This is a genomic window from Streptomyces sp. NPDC054849 (assembly GCF_053610945.1).
The window spans coordinates 1-25,499 of record NZ_JBSGZI010000027.1 but is presented as its reverse complement, the minus strand read 5'-3'; the positions used below and the strand labels follow the sequence as shown (position 1 = coordinate 25,499).

Annotated in this window: 17 protein-coding genes; 14 read left to right on the top strand and 3 right to left on the bottom strand. The window is 71.4% G+C overall.

The annotated features are described in order from the left end of the window. Positions 1-32 precede the first annotated feature (32 nt). Both ACWGIF_RS14890 and hflX read left to right on the top strand, forming a co-directional pair. On the top strand, positions 33-1,541 hold the full coding sequence (locus ACWGIF_RS14890) for a M1 family metallopeptidase (RefSeq protein WP_453496421.1): 1,509 nt from the start codon (positions 33-35) through the stop codon (positions 1,539-1,541). Positions 1,542-1,669: 128 nt separating this feature from the next. Further along, a complete protein-coding gene (gene hflX, locus ACWGIF_RS14885; RefSeq protein WP_453496417.1) occupies positions 1,670-3,175 on the top strand; it encodes a GTPase HflX in 1,506 nt (501 codons plus the stop codon). Between the two features lie 122 nt (positions 3,176-3,297). On the opposite strand, the gene ACWGIF_RS14880 is transcribed toward hflX, so the two are convergent. Then, positions 3,298-4,467 carry a trypsin-like serine peptidase gene (locus ACWGIF_RS14880; protein ID WP_453496415.1) on the bottom strand — a complete coding sequence of 390 codons (1,170 nt, stop codon included), beginning with the start codon at positions 4,465-4,467 and terminating at the stop codon, positions 3,298-3,300. Between the two features lie 189 nt (positions 4,468-4,656). Between ACWGIF_RS14880 and ACWGIF_RS14875 the strand changes: the two genes are divergently transcribed. The 5 genes from ACWGIF_RS14875 (at position 4,657) to ACWGIF_RS14855 (ending at position 13,662) form a co-directional block, all read left to right on the top strand. Beyond that, positions 4,657-6,138 carry a diaminobutyrate--2-oxoglutarate transaminase family protein gene (locus ACWGIF_RS14875; protein ID WP_453496412.1) on the top strand — a complete coding sequence of 494 codons (1,482 nt, stop codon included), beginning with the start codon at positions 4,657-4,659 and terminating at the stop codon, positions 6,136-6,138. Between the two features lie 981 nt (positions 6,139-7,119). Then, positions 7,120-8,862: an IucA/IucC family protein gene (locus ACWGIF_RS14870; protein WP_453496409.1), complete on the top strand. Its 1,743-nt coding sequence runs from the start codon at positions 7,120-7,122 to the stop codon at positions 8,860-8,862. Positions 8,863-8,894: 32 nt separating this feature from the next. Continuing rightward, positions 8,895-9,602, top strand: a complete 708-nt coding sequence (locus tag ACWGIF_RS14865) for a GNAT family N-acetyltransferase (protein WP_453496406.1) — start codon at positions 8,895-8,897, stop codon at positions 9,600-9,602. 99 nt (positions 9,603-9,701) lie between these two features. Continuing rightward, the gene (locus tag ACWGIF_RS14860; protein WP_453496403.1) at positions 9,702-11,639 is read left to right on the top strand and encodes an IucA/IucC family protein; all 1,938 of its coding nucleotides are present in this window, start codon (positions 9,702-9,704) and stop codon (positions 11,637-11,639) included. Positions 11,640-11,691: 52 nt separating this feature from the next. After that, a complete protein-coding gene (locus ACWGIF_RS14855) occupies positions 11,692-13,662 on the top strand; it encodes an ATP-dependent DNA helicase (protein WP_453496400.1) in 1,971 nt (656 codons plus the stop codon). Positions 13,663-13,828: 166 nt separating this feature from the next. Here the strand turns inward: ACWGIF_RS14855 and lexA are convergent, their stop codons facing one another. Then, positions 13,829-14,623, bottom strand: coding sequence for a transcriptional repressor LexA (gene lexA / locus ACWGIF_RS14850; RefSeq protein WP_030713361.1), 795 nt, complete (start codon positions 14,621-14,623; stop codon positions 13,829-13,831). A gap of 467 nt (positions 14,624-15,090) precedes the next feature. Between lexA and nrdR the strand changes: the two genes are divergently transcribed. Together nrdR and ACWGIF_RS14840 are read left to right on the top strand one after the other, a co-directional pair. Then, positions 15,091-15,603, top strand: a complete 513-nt coding sequence (nrdR, locus tag ACWGIF_RS14845) for a transcriptional regulator NrdR (protein ID WP_453496397.1) — start codon at positions 15,091-15,093, stop codon at positions 15,601-15,603. Positions 15,604-15,745: 142 nt separating this feature from the next. Beyond that, positions 15,746-18,646, top strand: coding sequence for a vitamin B12-dependent ribonucleotide reductase (locus tag ACWGIF_RS14840; RefSeq protein ID WP_453496394.1), 2,901 nt, complete (start codon positions 15,746-15,748; stop codon positions 18,644-18,646). Positions 18,647-18,781: 135 nt separating this feature from the next. On the opposite strand, the gene ACWGIF_RS14835 is transcribed toward ACWGIF_RS14840, so the two are convergent. After that, positions 18,782-19,741, bottom strand: a complete 960-nt coding sequence (locus ACWGIF_RS14835) for a DUF1152 domain-containing protein (protein ID WP_453496391.1) — start codon at positions 19,739-19,741, stop codon at positions 18,782-18,784. 177 nt (positions 19,742-19,918) lie between these two features. On the opposite strand from ACWGIF_RS14835, the gene ACWGIF_RS14830 reads away from it, so the two are divergent. The 5 genes from ACWGIF_RS14830 (at position 19,919) to ACWGIF_RS14810 (ending at position 25,333) form a co-directional block, all read left to right on the top strand. Continuing rightward, complete coding sequence (locus tag ACWGIF_RS14830; RefSeq protein WP_453496388.1) at positions 19,919-20,776, top strand: arylamine N-acetyltransferase family protein; 858 nt, start codon at positions 19,919-19,921, stop codon at positions 20,774-20,776. Positions 20,777-20,808: 32 nt separating this feature from the next. Next, entirely contained in the window at positions 20,809-21,414 is a 606-nt protein-coding gene (locus ACWGIF_RS14825) for a YdbC family protein (protein WP_030713338.1), read from the top strand. A 72-nt stretch (positions 21,415-21,486) separates the two neighbouring features. Next, complete coding sequence (locus tag ACWGIF_RS14820) at positions 21,487-22,146, top strand: histidine phosphatase family protein (protein WP_453496385.1); 660 nt, start codon at positions 21,487-21,489, stop codon at positions 22,144-22,146. Between the two features lie 11 nt (positions 22,147-22,157). Next, complete coding sequence (locus tag ACWGIF_RS14815) at positions 22,158-23,075, top strand: ADP-ribosylglycohydrolase family protein (protein WP_453496383.1); 918 nt, start codon at positions 22,158-22,160, stop codon at positions 23,073-23,075. 527 nt (positions 23,076-23,602) lie between these two features. Continuing rightward, the gene (locus ACWGIF_RS14810; RefSeq protein ID WP_453496380.1) at positions 23,603-25,333 is read left to right on the top strand and encodes a DUF4153 domain-containing protein; all 1,731 of its coding nucleotides are present in this window, start codon (positions 23,603-23,605) and stop codon (positions 25,331-25,333) included. Positions 25,334-25,499: the final 166 nt, after the last annotated feature.

Here is a 25,499-nt window from a genome sequence, read left to right as displayed (position 1 = left end):
GCCGTGCCGCGGCCGCTGGTAAGCGGTGGTGGATGCAGCTCTCCTCCCCCCGCCTGCGCGCCGCCCTGCTCGCCGCGGCCTCCCTCACCCTCGTCGCCGCCGTCCTGCCCCCGCCGACGCCTCTGGGCATCGGCGACCGGCTCTTCCCGGAGCTCGGGAACCCGGGGTACGACGTGCTCTCGTACGACCTGTCCTTCACGTACAAGGACAACCTCAGCCCGCTCGACGCGGTGACCGTCATCGAGGCCCGTGCCCTGGAGCCCCTGGAGCGGATCAACCTGGACTTCACCCACGGGAAGGTGGCGTCCGTCGAGGTCAACGGGGAGCCGGCGCAGTTCGAGAGCGTGGGGGAGGACCTCGTACTGACTCCCGCACGCGCGGTGGCGGACAACGTGCCGCTGCACATCTCGGTCCGGCACACCAGCGACCCGCGCGGACGCGGGGACGGCGGCTGGGTGCCCACCGAGGACGGCCTGGCCATGGCCAACCAGGCGGACGCCGCCCACCGCGTGTTCCCCTGCAACGACCACCCGGCCGACAAGGCCTACTTCACCTTCCGGATCACCGCCCCGGCCGGGCTCACGGCGGTCGCCAACGGCGAGTCGGTGGCCCCCGCCCTGCGCATCGGCCCCTCCAGCACCTGGACGTACCGGACCCGGCACCCGATGGCCACCGAGCTGGCCCAGGTCTCGGTGGGCCGCTCCGCCGTCGTGCACCGCACCGGACCGCACGGGCTGCCGCTGCGCGACGTGGTGCCCGCCGAGGACAGGCAGCGGCTGGAGCCATGGCTGAAGAAGACCGCGGGCCACGTCGAGTGGATGGAGGAGCGGGTCGGCCCCTACCCCTTCGAGAACTACGGCGTGCTGATCGCGCGCGCCACCACCGGCTTCGAGCTGGAGACGCAGACCCTCTCGCTCTTCGAGAACAGCCTCTTCGCGGGCGAGGGCTACCCCGAGTGGTACGTCGAGTCCGTGATGGTGCACGAGCTGGCCCACCAGTGGTTCGGCGACAGCGTCTCCCCGCGGACCTGGTCCGACCTGTGGCTCAACGAAGGACACGCCACCTGGTACGAGGCCCTGTACGCGGACGGCCTCGGCAAGTACTCCCTGGAGCGGCGCATGCGCGAGGCGTACCAGCGCTCCGACCAGTGGCGGGCGGCGGGCGGCCCCCCGGCCGCCCCCAAGGCGCCGGCGCCCGGCGAGAAGATCGGGCTGTTCCGGCCGGTGGTCTACGACGGCGCCGCGCTGATCCTCTACGCGCTGCGCCAGGAGATCGGCTTCGAGGCCTTCGACCGGGTCGAGCGGCGCTGGGTCTCCGAGTACCGGGACGGGGTCGCGGGCACGGAGGACTTCGTACGCCTGGCCTCGCAGGAGGCGGGCCGGGACCTCGGGGCCTTCCTGCAGCCGTGGCTGTACGGGAAGACGACCCCGGCGATGCCCGGGCACCCGGAGTGGAGCGCCCCCGCCGCGTCGGGCAAGGCCGCGTCGGGCAAGACCGCAGCGGGCGGAGCCGGGTCGGCCGGGGCCGCCTCCGGCCGATAAAAGCGTGTGACCCGCGAGGAACGGGCATGTCACCATCGACGGGGCCGTTCGGGGAATCCCCGGACGGTGTGACACGTTGGACATGACAGTCAGCGTGACAGCGCTATTCGAATCGACGTAAGGATCCAATGACCTCCTCTTCTTCCCCTTCCCAGGACGCGCGGGACGCACAGGACGTGCGTGACCCGCAGAGCTTCACCGAGAGCCTTCGGGCCGATGCCCTGATGGAAGAGGACGTCGCCTGGAGCCACGAGATCGACGGAGACCGGGACGGCGAGCAGTTCGAACGCTCGGAGCGCGCGGCCCTGCGCCGCGTGGCCGGCCTCTCCACCGAGCTCGAAGACGTCACCGAGGTCGAGTACCGGCAGCTGCGCCTGGAGCGCGTCGTGCTCGTCGGTGTCTGGACCTCCGGCACGGTGACCGACGCGGAGAACTCCCTGGCGGAGCTCGCCGCCCTCGCCGAGACGGCGGGAGCCCTCGTACTCGACGGCGTGATCCAGCGCCGCGACAAGCCGGACCCGGCCACCTTCATCGGTTCGGGCAAGGCCCGCGAGCTGCGGGACATCGTCATGGAGAGCGGCGCCGACACCGTCGTCTGTGACGGCGAGCTCAGCCCCGGCCAGCTCATCGCCCTCGAAGACGTCGTCAAGGTGAAGGTGGTCGACCGGACCGCCCTCATCCTCGACATCTTCGCCCAGCACGCCAAGTCCCGAGAGGGCAAGGCGCAGGTCGCCCTCGCGCAGATGCAGTACATGCTGCCGCGACTGCGCGGCTGGGGCGCCTCGCTGTCCCGGCAGATGGGTGGCGGCGGCGGTGGCGGCATGGCCACCCGTGGCCCCGGTGAGACCAAGATCGAGACCGACCGGCGACGGATCCGCGAGAAGATGGCGAAGATGCGCCGGGAGATCGCGGAGATGAAGACCGGCCGCGACATCAAGCGGCAGGAACGCCGCCGCAACAAGGTGCCCTCGGTCGCCATCGCCGGCTACACCAACGCAGGCAAGTCCTCGCTGCTCAACCGCCTCACGGGCGCGGGCGTCCTGGTGGAGAACGCACTGTTCGCCACCCTCGACCCGACCGTGCGCCGGGCAGAGACGCCGAGCGGCCGGGTCTACACCCTGGCCGACACGGTCGGCTTCGTCCGGCATCTGCCCCACCACCTCGTCGAGGCGTTCCGCTCCACGATGGAGGAGGTCGGCGACTCCGACCTCATCCTGCACATCGTGGACGGCTCGCACCCGGCGCCGGAGGAGCAGCTGGCGGCGGTGCGCGAGGTGATCCGCGAGGTCGGCGCGGTGAACGTGCCCGAGATCGTCGTGATCAACAAGGCGGACGCAGCGGATCCGCTCGTACTGCAGCGGCTGCTGCGGATCGAGCGCCACTCCATCGCCGTCTCGGCGCGGACCGGCATGGGCATCGAAGAGCTGCTCGCGCTCATCGACTCCGAGCTGCCGCGGCCCGAGGTCGAGGTGGAGGCCATGGTGCCGTACACGCGCGGCTCGCTGGTCGCCAAGGCGCATGCCGAGGGCGAGGTGATCTCCGAGGAGCACACCCCGGACGGCACCCTGCTCAAGGCCCGGGTCCACCAGGAACTGGCGGCTGACCTGGCGCCGTACGCGCTCGCGAAGCGGTAAGCAGGCCTCACGGCTTGATCGCTCGACGGCTGAGGCCCCCCTGCGGTGCAGGGGGGCCTCAGCCGTTCGGTCTTGCTGCGGTGCTGCGGTGCTTGGGTGTTGCGGTGCTCCGGGCTCCGGTGCTACTTGAACTTGCCGCTGACGGCGTCGAAGACGCCCTTCGCCTCCGGACCCAGCCGGGGTCCGGCCAGCCAGCCCGCCTTGGCCGGGCCGATCGAGGTGTTCGACACCAGCGCCCGCTTGCCGTCGGCGCCCGCCGCGACCCAGCCGCCACCGGAGGAACCGCCGGTCATGGTGCAGCCGATGCGGTACATCACCGGCTCGTTCGCCCTCAGGGTCAGCCGGCCCGGCTTGTCCGTGCACTGGAAGGCCTTCTGGCCGTCGAACGGAGCCGCGGCCGGGTAGCCCGTCGCCGTGATGCTCGCGACCTTCGGCACGGCGGGCGCGGCGAAGTCCACGGGGAGCGCCGAACCGACCGTCTCCTCCAGCGACTTGCCGCTGCCCTTCTCAGGCGTCACGTGCAGCACCGCGAAGTCGTACGGGGCACCGGCGCCGCCGGTCGGCCCGCCGGTCGCGATCCACTGGTCCGAGGTCTGCGCCCAGTCGCTCCACCAGACGCCGTACGGGGCCACCTGCTCGCGGGGCGCGCCCTTGAGCTGCGCCGACGGCTTGCCCGCGTTGTTGTAGGACGGGACGAAGGCGATGTTGCGGTACCAGCCGCCGGACTTGCCCGCGTGCACGCAGTGGCCCGCCGTCCAGACCATGTTGGACTTGCCGGGGTGGGCGGGATCCTTGACCACGGTCGCGGAGCAGACCATCGAGCCCTCGGGCCCGTCGAAGAAGACCTTGCCGGACTCCGGAACGCTCTGGTGGTAGGGCGGGCCGGCCTGCTTGGCCGTCACCGGGGCCGGGATCGGGTCGGTGACGCCCTGGTCCTTGCCCGCGTCCGGGTCGACGGCCGGGCGCTGCGGCTGCTCGGCGTCACGCATGCGGTCCGGGTCCCACAGGCCCTCGATGATCGGGTTGATGTAGTCGCCCGCCTCGCGGAGCCAGTCCTCCTGCTTCCAGTTCTTCCACTCACCCCCCTTCCACTTCTCCAGGTCTATGCCGCGTTCCTTGAGCTTTTCCTTGAGCTGGTCCGGGATCTTGATCCCGTCCGGGGCCGGGAGGCTCGCAGCCACGGTCGGCTTGGCGTCGCCGCCGGCCTCCTCGTCGCCGGGGCCGCAGGCAGCCGCGGACAGCGCGAGCGTGGCCGCGCACAGGATCGCGGTGACCGGTCGGTTCGGTCGCATGTCGTTCGTCCCCCTGGTGGTTCGAGGCGTGGAGTGCAGTCCCCCACTATGCCGCTGCCGCCGAGGACGACACAGCCCGGGGCGGTGGTTCCTGCCGCTCGACCCTTGCGGGGCAAGGATCTTGACCCCACCCGTGATCCGTCGCCGTCACCGTCGTTGGTACGTACGGGGGATGGGGGCGCAGCGTTCATGTTCGAGGCGCAATCCGGAGAAGCAGTCAGTGCGGGAGGACCGACACTCGTGGCTTTGACCGAGCCGGCCGCGGCGGCGGCCACGACACAGACCCCGCCTCAAGTGCCGACATGGGGGAGCCGGGTACCAGTCCCAGTCCCCGGCGGCCCCCTGGGAACCGGCGGCCCCGGCGGAGACGCAGGCCTCTCCGCACCCGACGGCATCCTGCGCCGGCAGACGCAACGGGAGTCCGCCGCCCGGACGTACGCGCGCTCCCTTCCCATCGTCCCGGTGCGCGCCCGCGGGCTGACCATCGAGGGCGCCGACGGGCGGCGGTACCTCGACTGCCTCTCGGGCGCCGGCACCCTCGCCCTCGGCCACAACCACCCCGTGGTGCTCGAAGCCATCCGGGGCGTCCTCGACTCGGGGGCGCCGCTGCACGTGCTGGACCTGGCGACCCCGGTCAAGGACGCCTTCACCACCGAGCTGTTCGCCAACCTGCCGCCGGAACTGGCCGCCGACGCGCGCATCCAGTTCTGCGGGCCGGCCGGTACGGACGCCGTGGAGGCCGCGCTCAAACTGGTCCGCACCGCGACCGGCCGCCCCGGAATGCTCGCCTTCACCGGGGCCTACCACGGGATGACCGCCGGGGCCTTGAACGCCTCGGGCGGCGCCCCCGAGGTACGGGTGACCCGGCTCCCGTACCCGCAGGACTTCCGCTGCCCGTTCGGCGTCGGCGGCGCCGAGGGCGCCGAACTCGCCGCGCGCTGGACGGAGAACCTGCTGGACGACCCCAAGGGCGGGGTGCCCTCCCCCGCCGGGATGATCGTCGAGCCGGTGCAGGGCGAGGGCGGCGTCAACCCCTCCCCGGACGCCTGGCTGCGCCGCATGCGCGAGATCACCGAGGCGAGGGGGATTCCTCTGATCGCCGACGAGGTGCAGACGGGCGTCGGCCGGACCGGCGCCTTCTGGGGTGTCGACCACGCCGGGGTGGTGCCCGACGTGATGGTCCTCTCGAAGGCGATCGGCGGCAGCCTGCCGCTCGCGGTGATCGTGTACCGGGCCGGCCTGGACGTCTGGACCCCCGGGGCACATGCCGGAACCTTCCGCGGCAACCAGCTCGCCATGGCCGCCGGCACCGCCACGCTCGCCTTCGTACGCGAGAACCGGCTCGCCGAACGCGCCGGGGTCCTGGGCGAGCGGATGCTGACGGCCCTGCGCGGCCTGGCCGCCGGGCATCCCTGTATCGGGGACGTCCGGGGCCGGGGCCTGATGATCGGCGTCGAACTCGTCGACCCCGCCACCGGGGCCGCAGCACCTGCCCTCGCCGCAGCCGTCCGCCAGGAGTGCCTGGACCGCGGCCTGATCGTCGAACTCGGCGGCCGCCACTGCGCCGTCGTCCGCCTGCTCCCCCCGCTGACCCTGACCGACGAGCAGGCCGCGGCGGTCCTGGACCGCCTGGCCGACGCCATCCCGGCTGCCGCCCGCCGGACCCACTGACCCGCACCCCGAGGACCCGCGATGCCAGACCCGCACCAGGCCACCCCCACCACCCCGACCCACGCGCACCAGCCGTCGTCGGCGCCGGCCCCCGAGCGGCCCGCCGCAGCGCAGGTACCGCCCCACCCGCAGCTGCTCTCCGACCCGGCCGCCGGGCAGCCCGTACCACCGTCGGGCACCGCCGCACCCGCGACCCCTGTACGGAACTCCGCCGACGCTCCCGCCCCGACGCAGCCGAGCCCAGCGCCAGGGCTGTCACCGGCCTCCCGGCACGACGCGCCCGAAACGGAGGCCCCCGGCCCCGCCGCGAGACCGTCGGCCGTGTCCGCCGAGACCCGACAACCATGCCCGACGCCACCGGCGTCCGCCGACCCCGCCAGGCCCAACCCTCTGCCTTCGGCTCCCCACACACCCCCGTCACCCTCCCCACCTCCTGCACCTACGGTTTCCCTCGCAGCGCCGGCACCCTCGGCGGTTCTCGAACCGCCCACACCTCCTGCACCTCTCGCACCTACGGTTTCCCTCGCAACGCCGGCACCCTCGGCACCCCCCGAACCCCCCACCCATACGGCGTCGCCCGTACCCTCTTCTGCTTTCCCGGTGCCCCAGGCGCCCTCCGCGGGCAAGACCCTGGGCTCCGCCACGCCACCTCCCACTCCAGCCGAAGACGCACCGGCATCTCCGCCCCGCACTTCGCCCCGCACTCCGCGCGGCGCGGAACACCGGCCGGGTCCCGGGCCTGCGGCCGGCCTGGCCGGACCGCACGGCACCAGCACCGACCCGGCCGCCGGGCCCCGCTTCGGTACGCCGACCCACGGCGGCGGGGCCACGGCGGAACACCTGCCCCCCGGGCCATCAGGCACCCCGCCCCAGCAGCCGTCCGCGGCCGGCACCGGGGCGACGGCCACCGTCCCGCGGCAGAAGGACGGCACACCCCGATTCCGATCCGGGTGGGCGGGACCCGCCTGGCAGGGACCATCCATGCTGCCCGACCCCCTCGACCACCCCGACGCGGCCGTCGCCGCCGAGGCCGCAGCGGTGGAGAACCTGCTCCGGTGCTGGGTCCGCGAATCCGGACTCGGCCGCCCCGACGGCCCCGCAGGAACCCCGCTTCGCATCCCCCTCCCCGCATCGGGCACCGCCCTGTCCGTCGCCGTCCGCCACTGGTCCCCCACGGGCTGGCACCGCTTCGGCCCGGCCCGGCTGGAGGGCGCACCGGCCGCCGCGCCCTCCCTCGACGCCGTCACCCTCGCCGCGCTCATCGCCCGCGAGGGCACGAGCAGTGGCCGTGGCAGCGCCGACCTCGTCGGCCGGGTCGCCGACTCAGTCCGCCGTACCACCGAGTTCATCGCCGACCGGCGAGAACGCCCCGCCGCCCCGGTGCCCATCGGCGGAGACCGCTTCCTCACCTCCGAACAGTCGCTCCTTCTGGGTCACCCCCTCCAACCCGACCCCAAGAGCCGCGAAGGACTCTCCGAGGCCGAGGCCCGCCAGTACTCACCCGAACTGCACGGCTCCTTCCCCCTGCACTGGTTTGCGGTCGAACCCTCCGTTCTCGCCTCCGAGTCGGCCTGGACCGAGCGCGGCCGCCCCGTCTCCGCCCCACGGCTCCTCGGCCGGCTCACCCCCGGGCTCGCGCTGCCCGACGGAGCCACCCCCCTTCCCCTGCACCCCTGGCAGGCCCGTGACCTGCTCCAGCGCCCCGCCGTCACCGCCCTCCGCGACGCGGGTCTCCTGCACGACCTGGGCCCGTACGGCGAGCCCTGGTACCCCACCTCCTCCGTTCGCACCGTCCACCGACCGGGCGCCCCCGCGATGCTCAAGCTCTCCCTGGGCCTGCGCATCACCAACTCCCGCCGTGAGAACCTCCGCAAGGAACTCCACCGGGGCGTCGAGGTGCACCGGTTGCTCCGCACCGGCCTCGCCGAGCAGTGGCAGGCGACCCACCCCTGTTTCGACATCGTCCGCGACCCCGCCTGGGTCGCAGTGAACGGTCTGGACGGCACCCCCGTCCCCGGACTCGACGCCCTGCTGCGCCACAACCCCTTCCGATCGGGCGACGACGCCGTCTGCATCGCCGCACTCACCGCTCCCCGCCCATGGCCCGGCCGGACCACCATGAGCTCCCGCCTCGCCGAGCTCGTCTCCGGCCTCGCCGCCGCCACCGGACACTCCACGTCCGCCGTCGCCGCCGAGTGGTTCCTGCGCTACCTCGACCACGTGGTCCTGCCGGTCCTCGCCTTCGACGCGCTCGCCGGTATCGCCCTCGAAGCGCACCAGCAGAACACCCTGGTCCTCCTCGACCCGGCCGGCTGGCCGATCGGCGGCCGCTACCGCGACAACCAGGGCTACTACTTCCGCGAATCCCGTCGCACGGAACTGGAGCACCGGCTCCCCGGCATCGGCAGCGTCAGCGACACCTTCGTCTCCGACGCCGTCACCGACGAACGCTTCACCTACTACCTCGGCATCAACAACGTGCTCGGCCTCATCGGCGCCTTCGGGTCCCAACGGCTCGCCGACGAACGCATCCTCCTCGCCGCCTTCCGCCGGTTCCTCGCCAAGGCCGCGGACCTCGGCCCGCTCCCCACCCGGCTGCTCGACTCGCCCACCCTGCGGTGCAAGGCGAACCTCCTCACCCGCTTGGGCGGCCTCGACGAGCTGGTCGGCCCCGTCGACACCCAGTCCGTCTACGTCACCATCACCAACCCCCTTCACGATTGACGCGTCGGCGCCGACGCGGAGAAGAGCCCCCGATGCGCTCCACCGACACCCACGCCGCACTCGCCGGCTCGGCTGCCGCCGCCTTCGACGCCGCCGACGCCATCGACGTGATGCAGTCCACCGTCGAACCGCGACTCAAGGCAGACTTGTTGCCGCTGCTCGCGGAAGCCGACCTGCTCGATTCCCCGGCCACCTGGGGCAGCGTCACCACACCCGTCGGAGCCTTCCACCTCGAACCCGTACGGACGGGCCGGGACCTTGAGCTCCTCACGGGCTGGATGAACGATCCCGAGGTGGCCGCCTACTGGGAACTCGCCGGCCCCGCCACGGTCACCGCAGCCCACCTGCGGTTCCAGCTCGACGGCGACGGCCGCAGCATCCCCTGCCTCGGCTTCCTCGACGGCACACCGATGAGCTACTGGGAGATCTACCGGGCCGACCTCGACCCGCTGGCCCGGCACTACCCGGCGCGCCCCCACGACACAGGTATCCACCTGCTCATCGGAGACGGCACGAACCGCGGCCGCGGTCTGGGAACGAACCTGCTGCGCGCCGTCGCCGACCTGGTCCTCGGCAACCGCCCCCGCTGCACACGCGTCATCGCGGAACCGGACATCCGCAACACCCCCTCCGTATCAGCCTTCCTGAGCTCTGGTTTCCGCTGCTACGCGGAAATCGACCTTCCCGAGAAGCGTGCCGCCCTGATGATCCGGGAGCGGGCGCTGCGCAATCTCCTCTGAGTGCCGCCCCGCAGTCCCCCGACTGTCGTCGCCGCTTCGCACCTCTCCCTTCGAAAACGCTGCGTCACGCAGCGAAGTTCCCGATCTTCGAGGAGTCCCGTGCCGAACTTCCCCCCAGCCCCCGACTCGGTGGAACCCGCCGTGCCGCCGTCCCTCCAGCACCCCTGCATCCCGGCCGAACTCACACAGGAGACCTGGGACTTCGCCGCGCGCCGACTGCTCGCCAAGATGCTCGCCGAGTTCGCCTACGAGGAGGTCATCACTCCCGTTCCCGCCCCGGCCACCGCCGGCGACGCCTGGACCCTGACCCTCGACGACGGCAGCATCCTCGGCTTCCGGGCCCGCCGTCGTTCGTACGGCAGCTGGCACGTCACCCCGGACACCCTCACCCTGACCCCACCTCCGCAGCCGTCCTTCCCGACCTCGCCGACCGCCCCCTCGACCTCGCCGACCGCTTACGGGAACCCCGCCGCCTCGGCGTACGCCGCCGCCCCCGCGACCCCGACCGCCTTCGGGGACCCGTACGCCTTCCTGATCCGCGCCCGCACCCTCCTAGACCTGGACGGCCCCACCCTCGGCCACCTCGTCCGCGAGCTCAGCGCCACCCTCGCCGCGGACGCCCGGATCGACCACACGGCGCTCACCGCCGACGTCCTTGCGGACCTCGACTACGCCGCCCTCGAAGGCCACCAGACCGGACACCCCTGGCTCGTCCTCAACAAGGGCCGCATCGGACTCTCCGCTTCCGACACCGCCGCCTGGGCCCCCGAGGCCCGCACCCGCCAGCGGCTGCCCTGGCTCGCCGCCCACACTTCGATCGCCGCCTACCGCGGGACCGCCGGACTGGAGGACCCCGCCCGCCTCTACTCCGCAGAGCTCGACCCCGTCACCCGCGCCGCCTTCGACCAGACCCTGCGCGACCGTGGCCTCGACCCGCTCCGCTACCTCTATTTCCCGGTCCACCCGTGGCAATGGGACGAGGTCGTCCTGCCCCTGTTCGCCCCCGCGCTCGCCGCCGGAGCCCTGGTACCACTCGCCGCCGACCCCGACGTGCGCCTCCCCCAGCAGTCGATCCGCACCTTCCTCAACCTCAGCCGCCCCGACCGGCACAGCGTCAAGCTCCCGCTGTCCGTCTTCAACACCATGGTCTGGCGCGGCCTGCCTTCCGACCTCGCCCTCGCCGCACCCGCCGTCACCGCCTGGATCCACTCCCTCCGCGACGGCGACGCCTTCCTCCGCGACGAGTGCCGGGTCGTCCTGCTCGGTGAGGTCGCCTCCGTCACCGTCCGCCACCCCGTCTACGACGAGCTCCCCGAGGTCCCGTACCAGTACAAGGAGCTCCTCGGTGCGATCTGGCGCGAGCCCCTCGACGGCCTCCTCGCACCCGGCGAGCGAGCCCGTACGCTCGCCTCCCTCCTGCACACCGACCCGCGCGGCCGGTCCTTCACCGCCGAGCTCGTCGCCCGGTCCGGGCTGACCCCCTCCGTCTGGCTGCAGCGGCTCTTCGCCGCCCTCCTGCCCCCGCTGCTCCACTTCCTCTACCGCTACGGCACGGTTTTCTCCCCGCACGGCGAGAACGCCATCGTGATCTTCGACGAGCACGACGTCCCGGTCCGGCTGGCGGTCAAGGACTTCGTGGACGACGTCAACATCAGCGACGAACCCCTGCCCGAGCTGGAGTCGCTGCCCGACGAAGTCCGCGCGGTCCTCCTCACCGAGCCCGCCGACTTCCTGCCCCAGTTCATCCACTCCGGACTGTTCGTCGGCGTCTTCCGCTACCTCTCGGCCCTGTGCGACGACCGCCTCGGCGTCCCGGAGAGCGAGTTCTGGTCCCTCGTGCGGGCGGAGATCCTGCGCCACCAGGCCCGCTTCCCGGAGCTCAAGGACCGCTACGAGCTCTTCGACCTGCTCGGCGAACGCATCGGACGGCTCTGCCTGAACCGGAACCGTCTCTACGAGGACGGCTACCGAGACCGCCCCGACCGCCCCCACGCCGTGCAGCACGGCACCGTACCCAACCCCTTGTACCGACCATGAGCCCTCGTCGGTGCTCTCACTGTCAGTGGGGCCCCGTAGGGTTGGCAGTGCTATGACGAAGCCCTCCCTCCCCGACCTGCTGCACGCCGCCGTCTCCGCCGTCGGCGGCACGGAGCGCCCCGGCCAGGTGGCCATGGCCGAAGCCGTCGCCGAAGCGATCGACGACAACTCCCACCGGCTCATCCAGGCCGGTACCGGCACCGGCAAGTCCCTCGGCTACCTGGTGCCGGCCCTCGCCCACGGCGAGCGCGTGGTGGTGGCCACCGCGACCCTGGCCCTTCAGCGGCAGCTCGTCGAGCGTGACCTGCCCCGGACGGTCGAGGCACTGCATCCGCAGCTGCGCCGCCGCCCGCAGTTCGCCATGCTCAAGGGCCGGTCCAACTATCTGTGCCTGCACCGCCTGCACGAGGGCGCCCCGCAGGACGAGGAGGAGGGCCTCTTCGACCAGTTCGAAGCGGCCACGCCCACCAGCAAGCTCGGCAAGGACCTGCTGCGCCTGCGGGACTGGGCCGACGAGACGGAGACCGGCGACCGCGACGACCTGACGCCGGGCGTCTCGGACAAGGCCTGGTCGCAGATCTCGGTCTCGTCCCGCGAGTGCCTCGGCGCGACGAAGTGCGCGTACGGAGCCGAGTGCTTCGCGGAGGCCGCCCGCGAGCGGGCCAAGCTCGCGGACGTGGTCGTCACCAACCACGCGCTCCTCGCCATCGACGCCATCGAGGGCGCCCCGGTGCTGCCCCAGCACGAGGTGCTGATCGTGGACGAGGCCCACGAGCTGGTCTCCCGGGTCACCGGCGTGGCCACCGGCGAGCTCACGCCCGGGCAGGTCAACCGGGCCGTGAAGCGGGCGGCCAAGCTGGTCGACGAGAAGACCGCCGACTCCCTCCAAACCGCCTCCGAGTCCTTCGAGCGGGTCATGGAGCTGGCGCTCCCGGGCCGTCTGGAGGTGCTCCCCGAAGACCTCGGCTACGCGCTGATGTCGCTGCGCGACGCCGCCCGCAACGTCATCTCTGCCCTCGGCGCGACCCGTGACAAGTCCGTCCACGACGAGGACGCCGTGCGCAAGCAGGCCCTGGCCGCGGTGGAAAGCATCCACGGGGTGGCGGAGCGGATCACCAACGGCTCCGAGTACGACGTCGTCTGGTACGAGCGTCACGACCGCTTCGGAGCCACCCTCCGGGTCGCCCCCCTCTCGGTGTCCGGCCTGCTGCGCGAGAAGCTGTTCGAGGACCGCTCCGTGGTCCTGACCTCGGCCACCCTCAAGCTGGGCGGCGACTTCAACGGGGTCGCGGCCTCCCTGGGCCTGTCGCCCGAGGGGGTCGAGGGAGACGACGTACCCGTCTGGAGCGGCCTGGACGTCGGCTCGCCCTTCGACTATCCGAAGCAGGGCATCCTCTACGTCGCCAAACACCTGGCCACGCCGGGCCGCGAGGGGACGCGCGGCGACATGATGGACGAGCTCGCCGAGCTGATCGAGGCGGCCGGCGGCCGCACGCTCGGCCTCTTCTCCTCCATGCGCGGTGCCAAGGCGGCCGCCGAGGAACTGCGCACCCGGCTCGACAACCCGATCCTTCTCCAGGGCGAGGAGACGCTCGGCGAGCTGATCAAGGCGTTCGCCGCCGACCCGAAGACCTGCCTGTTCGGGACGCTGTCGCTCTGGCAGGGCGTGGACGTGCCCGGTCCAAGCTGCCAGCTCGTGGTCATGGACCGCATCCCCTTCCCCCGCCCCGACGATCCGCTGATGAGCGCCCGCCAGAAGTCGGTGGAGGAGCACGGCGGCAACGGCTTCATGGCCGTCGCGGCTACGCACGCCGCCCTGCTGATGGCCCAGGGGGCGGGTCGCCTCGTACGGGCCACGGGCGACCGGGGCGTCGTCGCGGTTCTGGACCCCCGGCTGGCCACGGCCCGGTACGGGACCTTCCTGCGGGCCACGCTGCCGGACTTCTGGTACACCACGGACCGTAACCAGGTCCGCCGCTCCCTGGCGGCGATCGATGCGACGGCCAGGGCCGACGGCAAGTAGTGGGACTGCCGCTTCCGGTCGGCCGCCGGTAGTCCGATCCCGCGGAATCGGATGCGTGCGGGGTCGAACGGTGCGGTCGGGCGGCGCCCGGTCGAATGGTCCCGGGGCGCAAACAACCCCCGGGACCGGCGCAGTGGGTCCCGGGGGCTGGATGGAGGCGGCGGGGTCAGACCCGACGCAGTACCGCGACGACCTTGCCGAGGATGGTCGCCTCGTCGCCGGGAATCGGCTGGTAGGCGGCGTTGTGCGGGAGAAGCCAGACGTGGCCGTCCTCGCGCTTGAAGCGCTTGACGGTGGCCTCGCCGTCCAGCATCGCGGCGACGATGTCGCCGTTCTCCGCGACCGGCTGGCGACGGACCGTGACCCAGTCGCCGTCGCAGATGGCGGCCTCGATCATCGAGTCGCCGACGACCTTGAGGACGAAGAGCTCACCATCGCCGACGAGCTGGCGGGGGAGCGGGAACACGTCCTCGACCGACTCCTCGGCGAGGATCGGACCGCCGGCCGCGATCCGGCCGACCAGGGGAACGTAGGAGGCGGCGGGCTTGCCGGTGGTGTCCGTGGGCTGCGAGCTGGGCTGGTCGGAGCCGCGCACCTCATAGGCCCGGGGGCGGTGGGGGTCGCGGCGCAGGAAGCCCTTCCGCTCCAGGGCCATCAGCTGGTGGGCGACCGACGACGTGCTGGACAGGCCGACCGCCTGACCGATCTCCCGCATCGACGGCGGGTAGCCCCGCCGCTGCACGGAGTCGCGAATGACCTCGATGACCCTCCGCTGCCGGTCTGTGAGCCCGGAGCTGTCGGCGCGGATGCCTGGAGGTCGACCTGGCAGCGAGCGTGCGGGGCGTACTACGGGCTCCGCATCCGGGTTCAGGTTTGCGTCGTTCATGGCATGCACCGGCTCGAGTCGGCTCTGGGAGCGGTTCTGGGCAGTGATGGCGGCACTGTCTGCGGTGGTGGTCACGTCGGCCCCTCTCGAAATGTTCTCCCTAGCTGGACAACGGTAGTAGCTTTCGAAAGGTTGCGCCAAACACACGTTCGAGTGAAAAATCGCAGATCGTCTCGCGTGACCATTTCAAGGGGTGTATGGACGATCGGTTCGCCGAACGCGGGTTCGGCTCGGCATCCGCTGCTTACGGTACCCTTCCCGCTCGGTTCGCCACCTCCGGGCCGTGCCCAGTGTGGCATCGAGAGGCCCCGTATCCGGGTATCGGACGCTGCGACACGCAGAGCCGCGTAAATCCCCCACGACCCAAGATCTAGTGGTTGGATGTGCGCTGCCGCCCACAAGTAGTGGTCCCTGGGTCTGTTGAGGGTCCTGGGATCGCATATGCTGGTGGCTGCTCCACGAGCCCCCGGCAGAGCCCGCCTCCGTCGTTCAGGGGTTCTGTGGGGTGATTCAGTCGTGCCACGAGGGAGGGTGAGGGAACCATGCACTGCCCCTTCTGCAGGCACCCCGACAGCCGCGTCGTCGACAGCCGCACCACGGACGACGGCACGTCGATCCGTCGGCGCCGTCAGTGCCCCGACTGCTCCCGTCGCTTCACGACGGTGGAGACGGCCTCGCTGATGGTGATCAAGCGCAGCGGGGTGACCGAACCCTTCAGCCGTACCAAGGTCATCTCCGGCGTGCGCAAGGCATGCCAGGGACGGCCGGTCACCGAGGACGCCCTCGCCAAGCTCGGCCAGCGGGTCGAGGAGGCGGTGCGCGCCACCGGCAGTGCCGAGCTGACCACCCACGACGTGGGTCTGGCCATACTCGGCCCCCTGCAGGAACTGGACCTGGTCGCGTACCTGCGGTTCGCGTCCGTTTACAAGGCGTTCGACACACTTGAAGACTTCGAGGCCGCCATCGCGGAACTCCGCGTGTCGCGACCTCACCCTGAAGAGTGCGAGCCCCGTGGGACCGCTCCGGTCCCCGTGCCCGCCTCCGCCGCCGACTGACCGGACGACCCGTGCCCTGGTGCTCACGCACCGTGGCCGGCCGGTCTGCCAGGCGAAGAGACGTAGATACAAGACACAGCACCGTGCCGCGGAATAACGCTGGCACTTTAGGGCGTTTTTGCCCGCATATGGGAGGCCTGGCATGACAGAGACGGCGAGCAGCTCGGCACGTGGTTCCCGCGCCAAGGGGACCAAGGCTGCCAAGGGCGGCCTGCGTATCGAGCGCATCCACACCACCCCCGGCGTGCACCCCTACGACGAGGTGAGCTGGGAGCGTCGTGACGTCGTCATGACCAACTGGCGCGACGGCTCGGTCAACTTCGAGCAGCGTGGTGTCGAGTTCCCCGACTTCTGGTCGGTGAACGCGGTCAACATCGTCACCAGCAAGTACTTCCGTGGCGCGGTCGGAACCCCGCAGCGCGAGACCGGTCTCAAGCAGCTGATCGACCGCATCGTGAAGACGTACACGAAGGCCGGCGAGGACTTCGACTACTTCTCCTCGCCCGCCGACGCGGAGATCTTCGAGCACGAGCTGACGTACGCCCTCCTGCACCAGATCTTCAGCTTCAACTCGCCGGTGTGGTTCAACGTCGGCACGCCCCAGCCGCAGCAGGTCTCCGCCTGCTTCATCCTGGCCGTCGACGACTCCATGGAGTCGATCCTCGACTGGTACAAGGAAGAGGGCATGATCTTCAAGGGCGGCTCCGGCGCCGGCCTGAACCTCTCCCGTATCCGCTCCTCCAAGGAGCTCCTCTCCTCCGGCGGCAACGCCTCCGGCCCGGTCTCCTTCATGCGCGGCGCCGACGCGTCCGCCGGAACGATCAAGTCGGGCGGCGCCACCCGCCGCGCGGCCAAGATGGTCGTCCTGGACGTGGACCACCCGGACGTCGAGGCCTTCATCGAGACCAAGGTGAAGGAGGAGGAGAAGATCCGCGCCCTGCGCGACGCGGGCTTCGACATGGACCTGGGCGGCGACGACATCACGTCCGTCCAGTACCAGAACGCCAACAACTCCGTCCGCGTGAACGACGAGTTCATGACGGCCGTCGAGAACGGCACCAAGTTCGGCCTGCGTGCCCGCATGACCGGTGAGGTCATCGAGGAGGTCGACGCCAAGGCGCTCTTCCGCAAGCTCGCCGAGGCCGCGTGGGCCTGTGCCGACCCGGGCATCCAGTACGACGGTGTCATCAACAACTGGCACACCTGCCCCGAGTCCGGCCGCATCACCGCGTCCAACCCGTGCAGCGAGTACATGCACCTGGACAACACGTCCTGCAACCTCGCCTCGCTCAACCTGATGAAGTTCCTCAACGACGACGGCAAGGGCAACCAGTCCTTCGACGCCGAGCGCTTCGCCAAGGTCGTCGAGCTGGTCATCACCGCGATGGACATCTCCATCTGCTTCGCGGACTTCCCGACGCAGAAGATCGGCGAGAACACCCGCGCCTTCCGCCAGCTGGGCATCGGCTACGCCAACCTCGGCGCCCTGCTCATGGCCACCGGCCACGCGTACGACTCGGACGGCGGCCGCACCCTCGCCGCGTCGATCACCTCGCTGATGACCGGTACGGCGTACAAGCGCTCCGCCGAGCTGGCCGCCATCGTCGGTCCGTACGACGGCTACGCCCGAAACGCCGACGCCCACAAGCGCGTCATGAAGCAGCACGCCGACGCCAACGCCGTCGCGCCGCGCACCGAGGACCTGGACAACACGATCTGGGCCGCGGCCACCGAGGCCTGGCAGGACGTCCTGCGCCTCGGCGAGAAGAACGGCTTCCGCAACTCCCAGGCCTCCGTCCTCGCGCCGACGGGCACCATCGGTCTGGCGATGTCCTGCGACACCACCGGTGTCGAGCCGGACCTGGCCCTGGTCAAGTTCAAGAAGCTCGTCGGCGGCGGCTCGATGCAGATCGTCAACGGCACCGTCCCGCAGGCCCTGCGCCGCATGGGGTACCAGGAAGAGCAGATCGAGGCCATCGTCGCCCACATCGCCGAGCACGGCGTGGTCGTCGACGCCCCGGGTCTGAAGACCGAGCACTACTCGGTCTTCGACTGCGCCATGGGCGAGCGTTCCATCTCCGCGATGGGTCACGTCCGCATGATGGCCGCCATCCAGCCCTGGATCTCCGGCGCGATCTCCAAGACGGTCAACATGCCGGAGTCGGCGACCGTCGAAGAGATCGAGGAGATCTACTTCGAGGCGTGGAAGCTGGGCGTCAAGGCGCTCGCGATCTACCGCGACAACTGCAAGGTCGGCCAGCCCCTCTCCGCCAAGAAGAAGGAAGAGGAGAAGAAGGAGGTCACCGCCAAGACGGAGGAGACCATCCGCGCCGCCGTGGAGAAGGTCATCGAGTACCGGCCCGTCCGCAAGCGCCTCCCCAAGGGCCGTCCGGGCATCACCACCTCCTTCACGGTCGGTGGCGCCGAGGGCTACATGACCGCGAACTCCTACCCGGACGACGGTCTGGGCGAGGTCTTCCTGAAGATGTCCAAGCAGGGTTCGACCCTCGCGGGCATGATGGACGCCTTCTCGATCGCCGTCTCGGTCGGCCTCCAGTACGGGGTGCCGCTGGAGACCTACGTCTCGAAGTTCACGAACATGCGCTTCGAGCCGGCCGGCATGACGGACGACCCGGACGTGCGGATGGCGCAGTCGATCGTCGACTACATCTTCCGCCGCCTGGCGCTGGACTTCCTGCCCTTCGAGACCCGCTCGGCCCTCGGCATCCACACCGCCGAGGAGCGCCAGCGCCACCTGGAGACCGGCTCCTACGAGCCCGCCGAGGAGGAGCTGGACACCGAGTCGCTGGCGCAGTCGGCCCCCCTCGCCGCGGTGCCCTCGGCCCCGAAGCCGGTCGCGGCGGCCCCGGTCCCGGTGTCGGTCCCGGCCCCGAAGACGGCGCACAGCAGCGCCGAACTGGTGGAGATGCAGCTCGGCGTCTCCGCCGACGCCCCGCTCTGCTTCTCCTGCGGCACGAAGATGCAGCGCGCCGGCTCCTGCTACATCTGCGAGGGCTGCGGCTCCACCAGCGGCTGCAGCTGAAACCGGGCGGAACGGCGTTGGACACGACATCCGACGTAGCCCGCACAGTTAGCTGACCAGCAGCTCTCACGAAGGGGACCGGCCGAAGGCCGGTCCCCTTCGTCGTGTGTGACCGCGTAGGGCCACGGCCGGTTGTCAGTGAGGGATGCGGAGGGGCGGCCGGGTGATCACCTCGTCGCGGAACTCCGCGATCCGGGAATGGACTTGGCGCATCAGGTGGGTGTCCTCGATGCGGTCCAGGTAGAGGCAGCGCGCGGCGAGGCCCGGCAGGTCGAAGACGAAGCACAGCGACATCAGCGGGTTCACGAAGAGCTCGCTGCCCTGGGTGCGGGTGGTGAACTGGACGTCGCCGAAGGAACCGCGTACGGCCGCGGCGATCGACCCGTTCACGATGCTGGGGCGGTCCGGGGTCTGCTCCTGGGCATGGGCCACCGCGTCCAGGAAGAGCGCGCCCTCGCGCGTGGAGCGCGGTATGGAGAACGCGCCGAGGTACGCGCCCTCGCGCTCCAGCGCCGCGATGTTCTCCAGCACCAGGCCGTGACTGACCCCGTGGTAGGCGTCCACGCCGAAGCCGACCGATACGACGAGGCGTTGCGGTACGTCGTCCAGGGCGGCCAGCGCCGCGACGCTGGCCAGATCCTCCTCGGGGGTGCCGAGGCCTGCTTCGTCGCCGCGCATCAGGATGTCCGTGCCGCCGTCGACCAGGACGATCGCATCGATGCGGTGGAGGTCGACCAGCTCGCGGTAGGCGGCGCGCAGCGGCTGCACGCCGACCTGGGGGAAGGCGTACACGGTGGCCGGGTAGCCGTGTGCCTCCAACCACCGGGCCAGTGTCCGCTCGGGGAAATACGCCTGGTGGGGTGCGGTGCGCGGGGTGACGGCAGCGAGGTCGGGGGCCGCCCACTCCTCGACGGGCAGCCCGGCGAGTGAGCTGAAGGAGAGGTTCGCCAGGTGGACCTCCTTGCCCTGGTGCAGAAGGGGGAGGGCGACGGGGAGACCGGCGTAGATGTCGAATCCGCCGCCTGCGCCTGCGACCAGGATGCGTTCGGCGTCGGCGAGGCGGGCGAAGAGCGGGTTGGTGTGCAAGGCCGTCATGGCGATCATTGTGCGGGGCGCGGACAGGCCTGCGCCCCGGGATTTCACGGCCGTGCAGTGGCGGTCGGCGCGGAATGGGCGAGGGCGACGCGGACGGCGCGGACGGGGCGGACGGCGCGGACGGCTTGGGGGACGCGGGGGACGCGGGGGACGCGGAAAACGGGGGGATGGGGAGAAATGGGGAGATGGGGAGCCATGTGGAGCGGTGACGAGCTGGACCTTGACGCATATCTGGCACGGATCGGCCGGCCGGGAGGATCGGGGGCAGCCGGGGAACTCCGGCCGGACCTCCGCACGTTGTACGCAGTGCACCGGGCCCACACGGCCGCCATCACCTTCGAGAGCCTGGACGTCCTGCTCGGCCGCCCCGTCGCGCTGGACGTCAAGTCGATCGAGGACAAGCTCGTGCACGGCCGTCGAGGCGGCTACTGCTACGAGCAGAACTCGCTGCTGGCCGCTGCCCTGGAGCGGATCGGCTTCGATGTCTCCGGGCGCGGCGCCCGCAACCGCACCCGTGGGGGTTCCCTGCCGGCCGTGACACACGCCGTCCTCGTCGTCACGGTCGAGGGCGAACCATGGCTGTGCGACGCCGGGTTCGGCTACCAGGGACCTCGCGAACCGGTTCCGCTGGGGCGCCTGGGTGCCGAGGTGGAGCAGGGACGGTGGACGTACCGCGTCCGCGAGGAGGAGAACGGCATCCTCGTGCTGTGCCTGCTGCGCGGGGGCGTCTGGCGGGACCTGTACGCCTTCTCCCCGCAGCTCTACCACCCCGTCGACTACGTCCTGCTCAACCACTACAGCTCCACCCACCCTGGGTCCTCCTTCATCGGGCGGCTCGTCGTCCACCTCCCCGGCGACGGGGTCCGCCGCGCGCTCGTCGGGCGGGAACTCACGCTGCTGCATCCGGACGGGCGGGCCGAGCGGCGGGCCGTCGGACCGGACGAGCTGCTCGCCGTGCTCGACCGGGAGTTCGGGCTTCGGCTGCCCGAGCGGGATGCGGCGGAACTGGTGCGGATCCACCGCTCCGGGGACTGACCCGGGCCGCGACGGGCCCGTACGATGGCGCAGTGCTGGTCAAGTGGATTCGCTGCACGGTGACGGACCGACGCGGGTTCGAGCGCGGGCAGCGAAAATGGGCGGGGCTGCCGGGAGAGCCGGGATTCCGGGGACAGGGCGGCGGCTGGAGCCGGGGCCGGCAGGGGGTGGCGCATGTCTTCGCGTTCTGGGAGAGCCGGTCCTTCTACGACTCCTTCATGGCCCGCTCGCACGACCGGCTGGCCGCCTCCCAGAACGGCACCTACACGGACCTGCGGGTCACCCTCTTCGACCACCGCTTCGACGTGAAAACCGGCTTCGAGCCGCGCTTCACCGATGCCGACGTGGTGCGGGTCGCGCACACCCGGGTCCGGGAGGGCCGGGTCGACCACTTCGCCCTCATGCAGGAGAAGGTGTGGAATCCGGCCATGGCGGGCTCGCCGGGGATGATCCGCGGCCTCTTCGGGGAGGCTCCGGGCCGTGAGTTTCTGGTGCTGTCGATGTGGCACGCAGCCGCAGAGCACGGCAAGTACCGGCAGGAGCGAGTCGAGCGGCTCTCGCTGCGCGCCCAGATCCAGGCCGATGTCGAGGCCCTCACGGGTGACGTCGTCGACCTCGAACCTTCCTGGACGGTATGACCGTACGACGACCGCCAGGCCGACCGGCGTGCCCGGTCGGCCGGCCTGCCGGTGGCCGAATAGGGTCGGGGAATGGTTCGACCACGGCGCATCGTCCTTGTCCGACACGGGGAATCGGAGGGAAACGCCGACGACACGGTGTACGAGCGGGAGCCCGACCACGCCCTGCGGCTGACCCGCAAGGGCCGCGAACAGGCGGCGGCTGCCGGCGTACGGCTGCGCGAGCTCTTCGGCGACGAGACCATCAGCGCGTACGTCTCCCCGTACCGCCGCACCCTGCAGACCTTCCGGGAGTTGCGGCTGGACCCGACGCGGGTGCGCATGCGCGAGGAGCCCAGGCTGCGCGAGCAGGACTGGGGGAACTGGCAGGACAGGGACGACGTACGTCTGCAGAAGGCGTACCGGGACGCGTACGGGCACTTCTTCTACCGGTTCGCGCAGGGCGAGTCGGGGGCCGACGTGTACGACAGGGTCGGGTCCTTCCTGGAGAGCCTCTACCGCAGCTTCGAGGCCCCGGACCATCCCGAGAACGTGCTGCTGGTGACGCACGGGCTGACGATGCGGCTGTTCTGCATGCGCTGGTTCCACTGGTCGGTGGCCGAATTCGAGGCCCTGTCCAATCCCGGCAACGGCGAATTCCGGGTGCTCATGCTGGGGCCGGACGGCCGGTACCGGATGGACCGCCCGTTTGAGCGGTGGACCACACCCGAGCCTTATGACCTGGACGGCTAGAGTGACCCGCGATGACCCCTCATTCCACTCCCGAACGGCGCTACGCACGCGCCATGGCCAGCCTCCGCGGGCTGGCGCTGGGTGACGCCCTGGGCTCCCAGTACTTCGTCCCCGTGAACTACCCGCTGCTCAAGCGGCGCGAACTGCCCACCGGCGTCGAGACGTGGCAGTGGACCGACGACACCGAGATGGCCTGCTCGGTGGTGGCCGTGCTGGCCGAGCACGGACGGATCGACCAGGACGCGCTCGCGCGTTCCTTCGCCCACCACCACGACTTCGACCGGGGCTACGGACCCGCGGTGAACCGGATGCTGCGCCTGGTGCGGGAGGGGCAGGACTGGCGCACGCTGGCCGCCGAACTGTTCAACGGGCAGGGTTCGTGGGGCAACGGCGCCGCGATGCGCATCGCGCCGCTGGGCGCCTGGTACGCCGACGACCCCGAGCAGGCCACGCACCAGGCGGAGATCTCCGCCTACACCACCCATCAGCACCGTGAGGCCGTGTGCGGGGCCATGGCCGTCGCCGCTGCGGCCGCGCTGGCCGCCGGTTCGGAAGCCCCGCCCAAGGCCTCCGACCTGCTGGACGGGGTGATCGCGCTGGTGCCGCGCAGTGCGGTGGGTGCCGGACTGCGGCGGGCGCGGGACATGCTGGACTACGGGGACGCGACCACGGTCGCGGCGGTGCTGGGCTGCGGGCGGCGTACGAGCGCCCATGACACCGTGCCGTTCGCCCTCTGGTCGGCGGCGCGGGCGCTGGACGACTACGAGCGGGCGTTCTGGACCACCGCGCAGGTGGGCGGGGACGTCGACACGACCTGCGCGATCGTCGGCGGGGTGCTGGGGGCGCGCGGCGACGCGGTACTGCCGGCTGCCTGGCTGGCGCGCACCGAGGCCCTGCCGGCCTGGCTGCCGGAGACGGCGGCGGGCTAAGGGCCCGTCTTGCCGGGCGCACGCGCGCGTTTCGACGACGCGACGAGGTGCCACGCCGGGCAAGCCGGACCCGAGCGGATGACGACTTGAGCGACAAGACGGGTCCTATTGACCGCGTGCGGGGTGACCGTGCGGCGGGGACCGCGGGCCGCGGTACGGACGGATCGCCCGTGACGTGGTCCTCCGATTCCAGGCAGTTCCGGGCGATCCGACGTGCTGTGGGTCGGACCCCGGCTCGCGCCACCGCACATCACACACCGGATGAACGCTTCCGTGCGCCCGATGGCCCCATGGCGGCTTGTCGCCGGAGCGGTCCGAGAAGCCGGCAATGCCGGATAGCCGTGTAAGTCGGGGCGGCCTCCGCGGTGTCAGCCGCACCCGGCACCGGGTGGAAATCACGCGCTCCGATTGTCACGGTCCTGCCACAGGCAGCTTTTGAGCCTGTTCAAAACTGCCCCTCACCGGCCTACTCTGTTGCTCGCCGCCCTACCGGAACACCGGGGCGGCCTGCAGGGGAGGGAAAACCGATGTCAGACAACACCGGCGGGGCGGACGAAGCCCAGCCCAAGGCCGCGGCCAACGCCGATGCCACGGCCGGGGTTTCGCCCGCGCCTCCGACCCCGGTCGGGGGAGGCGCCGCCGGCGCGGCGGGCCCGCCCACCGGGGCACCCGCCGACGCCGCCGCCTGGCAGGCCCACCAGCACCAGCGGCAGCAACAACAGCAACAACAGCACGCCGCATGGGCGGCCGCCCGCGCGAACTCCTCCGCGTCGCCCGCGTGGCCCGCACTGGTGCGCCCCGCCGAGGCCGCGCCCGTCCGGACCGCGACCCTCGTCGCCGCCGTCGTCGCGGGCCTCGCCTCCGCGCTGCTCCTCGGCGACGGCATGGGTCCCGGCCTGCTGGTGGCGGTGGTGCCCGCCGTCGTCGCCGCGTACGTCGCCGCCCGCACGGCCCGTCGTACGGCCCGCCCCTGGACCGTGGTCTGGGTGATCGGCTGCCTCGCCCTCCTCATCGTCCCGGCCCTGCGGGACTCCGCGTGGCCGTCCACGCTGGCGATCCTCTCCGCCGTCCTGCTGGGCGCGCTGGCCCTGCACGGCAGCCGCACCTGGCCCGGCATCCTGCTCAGCCCGCTCGGCTTCTTCGACGCCGCGGTGTCCGGGGTCGGCTGGGCCTGGACGGGCCTTCGCTCGCGCGGCGGGGTCAGCAAGGACCGCTGGCTTCCGGTGGCCAAGGCGACCGCCGTGGCCGTGGCCCTGCTGGCGCTCTTCGGTGCACTGTTCGCCTCCGCCGACGCCGCCTTCGCCGATCTCCTCGGCGGCCTGATGCCCGACGTCTCCATCGGGGACGGGCCCATCCGGTTCCTGCTCTTCCTGCTCGGCGCGGTCCTCGCGCTCGCAGCAGCCCGCACCGCCGCGGCTCCGCTGCGCTGGGACCGGATCAAGGTGGCCCCGGGCAAGCCGCGCTCCCGGGTCGAGTGGGCCCTTCCGCTCGTCGTGCTCAACCTGCTCTTCGCGGGATTCAACGCCGTCCAGCTGGCCGTCCTCTTCGGCGGCTACGACAAGGTCCTGCAGAGCACCGGCCAGACCTACGCCGAGTACGCCCGTCAGGGCTTCTGGCAGCTCCTCTGGGCCACCCTGCTCACCCTCGCCGTGATCGCGCTCGCCCTGCGCTGGGCCCCCCGCGACGGTGCGGGCGACCGGCGGTTCGTCCGCATCATCCTCGGGGTGCTGTGCGCGCTGACGCTGATCGTCGTCGCCTCCGCGCTGCGCAGGATGGACCTTTACGTGGACGCGTACGGTCTGACCCGACTGCGCGTTTCCGTGGCCGCGATGGAGCTGTGGCTCGGGCTCGTCATCGTACTGATCATGGCCGCCGGGGTGTTCGGTGCGCGCTGGCTGCCACGCGCCGTCGCGGGCAGCTCGGCGGCCGTCGTCCTCGCCTTCGGCCTCCTGTCCCCGGACGGGATGGTCGCCGAGCGGAACGTGACCCGTTTCGAGGCGGACGCGAAGATCGACCTGGCCTACTTCCAGTCCCTTTCGGCGGACGCCGTACCCGCCCTGGACCGGCTGCCGGAGCCCCAGCGGTCCTGCGCCCTGCGCGGGATCAACGACGAGATGTCCAGGGACGGAGACGTCCCTTGGTACGCGATGAGCCTGGGCGAGTACCGGGCCCGGCAGATCCTCCGCGAGCGCCCGGTGACCGCCTCATACGAAACCTGCTCGCGCCTGGGCACCTTCTCCACCCGCACCGAGCACTAGGAGCCGTCGCACCGCGTACCGGAAGCGGACCCGGAGCGCGTACGAAGGCCCGGGTCCGGGGACTCCTCCGGGTCCGCCAGGCCGTCCACGTGGTCGATCCGCAGCCCTTCCGCGACCCCGTCCCGGACCAGCTCCAGCACCTTGGCATGGGTGGCCGTGAACACTT

Excerpts from the sequence above, each read along its gene's own strand:
- ACWGIF_RS14835 (WP_453496391.1), bottom strand. The coding sequence starts at position 19,741 with ATGACGGCCTTGCACACCAACCCGCTCTTCGCCCGCCTCGCCGACGCC.
- ACWGIF_RS14840 (WP_453496394.1), top strand. The coding sequence starts at position 15,746 with ATGACAGAGACGGCGAGCAGCTCGGCACGTGGTTCCCGCGCCAAGGGG.
- ACWGIF_RS14855 (WP_453496400.1), top strand. The coding sequence starts at position 11,692 with ATGACGAAGCCCTCCCTCCCCGACCTGCTGCACGCCGCCGTCTCCGCC.
- ACWGIF_RS14820 (WP_453496385.1), top strand. The coding sequence starts at position 21,487 with ATGGTTCGACCACGGCGCATCGTCCTTGTCCGACACGGGGAATCGGAG.
- hflX (WP_453496417.1), top strand. The coding sequence starts at position 1,670 with ATGACCTCCTCTTCTTCCCCTTCCCAGGACGCGCGGGACGCACAGGAC.
- ACWGIF_RS14815 (WP_453496383.1), top strand. The coding sequence starts at position 22,158 with ATGACCCCTCATTCCACTCCCGAACGGCGCTACGCACGCGCCATGGCC.
- ACWGIF_RS14880 (WP_453496415.1), bottom strand. The coding sequence starts at position 4,467 with ATGCGACCGAACCGACCGGTCACCGCGATCCTGTGCGCGGCCACGCTC.
- ACWGIF_RS14890 (WP_453496421.1), top strand. The coding sequence starts at position 33 with ATGCAGCTCTCCTCCCCCCGCCTGCGCGCCGCCCTGCTCGCCGCGGCC.
- ACWGIF_RS14810 (WP_453496380.1), top strand. The coding sequence starts at position 23,603 with ATGTCAGACAACACCGGCGGGGCGGACGAAGCCCAGCCCAAGGCCGCG.
- ACWGIF_RS14830 (WP_453496388.1), top strand. The coding sequence starts at position 19,919 with ATGGGGAGATGGGGAGCCATGTGGAGCGGTGACGAGCTGGACCTTGAC.
- nrdR (WP_453496397.1), top strand. The coding sequence starts at position 15,091 with ATGCACTGCCCCTTCTGCAGGCACCCCGACAGCCGCGTCGTCGACAGC.
- ACWGIF_RS14865 (WP_453496406.1), top strand. The coding sequence starts at position 8,895 with ATGCGCTCCACCGACACCCACGCCGCACTCGCCGGCTCGGCTGCCGCC.
- ACWGIF_RS14875 (WP_453496412.1), top strand. The coding sequence starts at position 4,657 with ATGTTCGAGGCGCAATCCGGAGAAGCAGTCAGTGCGGGAGGACCGACA.
- ACWGIF_RS14870 (WP_453496409.1), top strand. The coding sequence starts at position 7,120 with ATGCTGCCCGACCCCCTCGACCACCCCGACGCGGCCGTCGCCGCCGAG.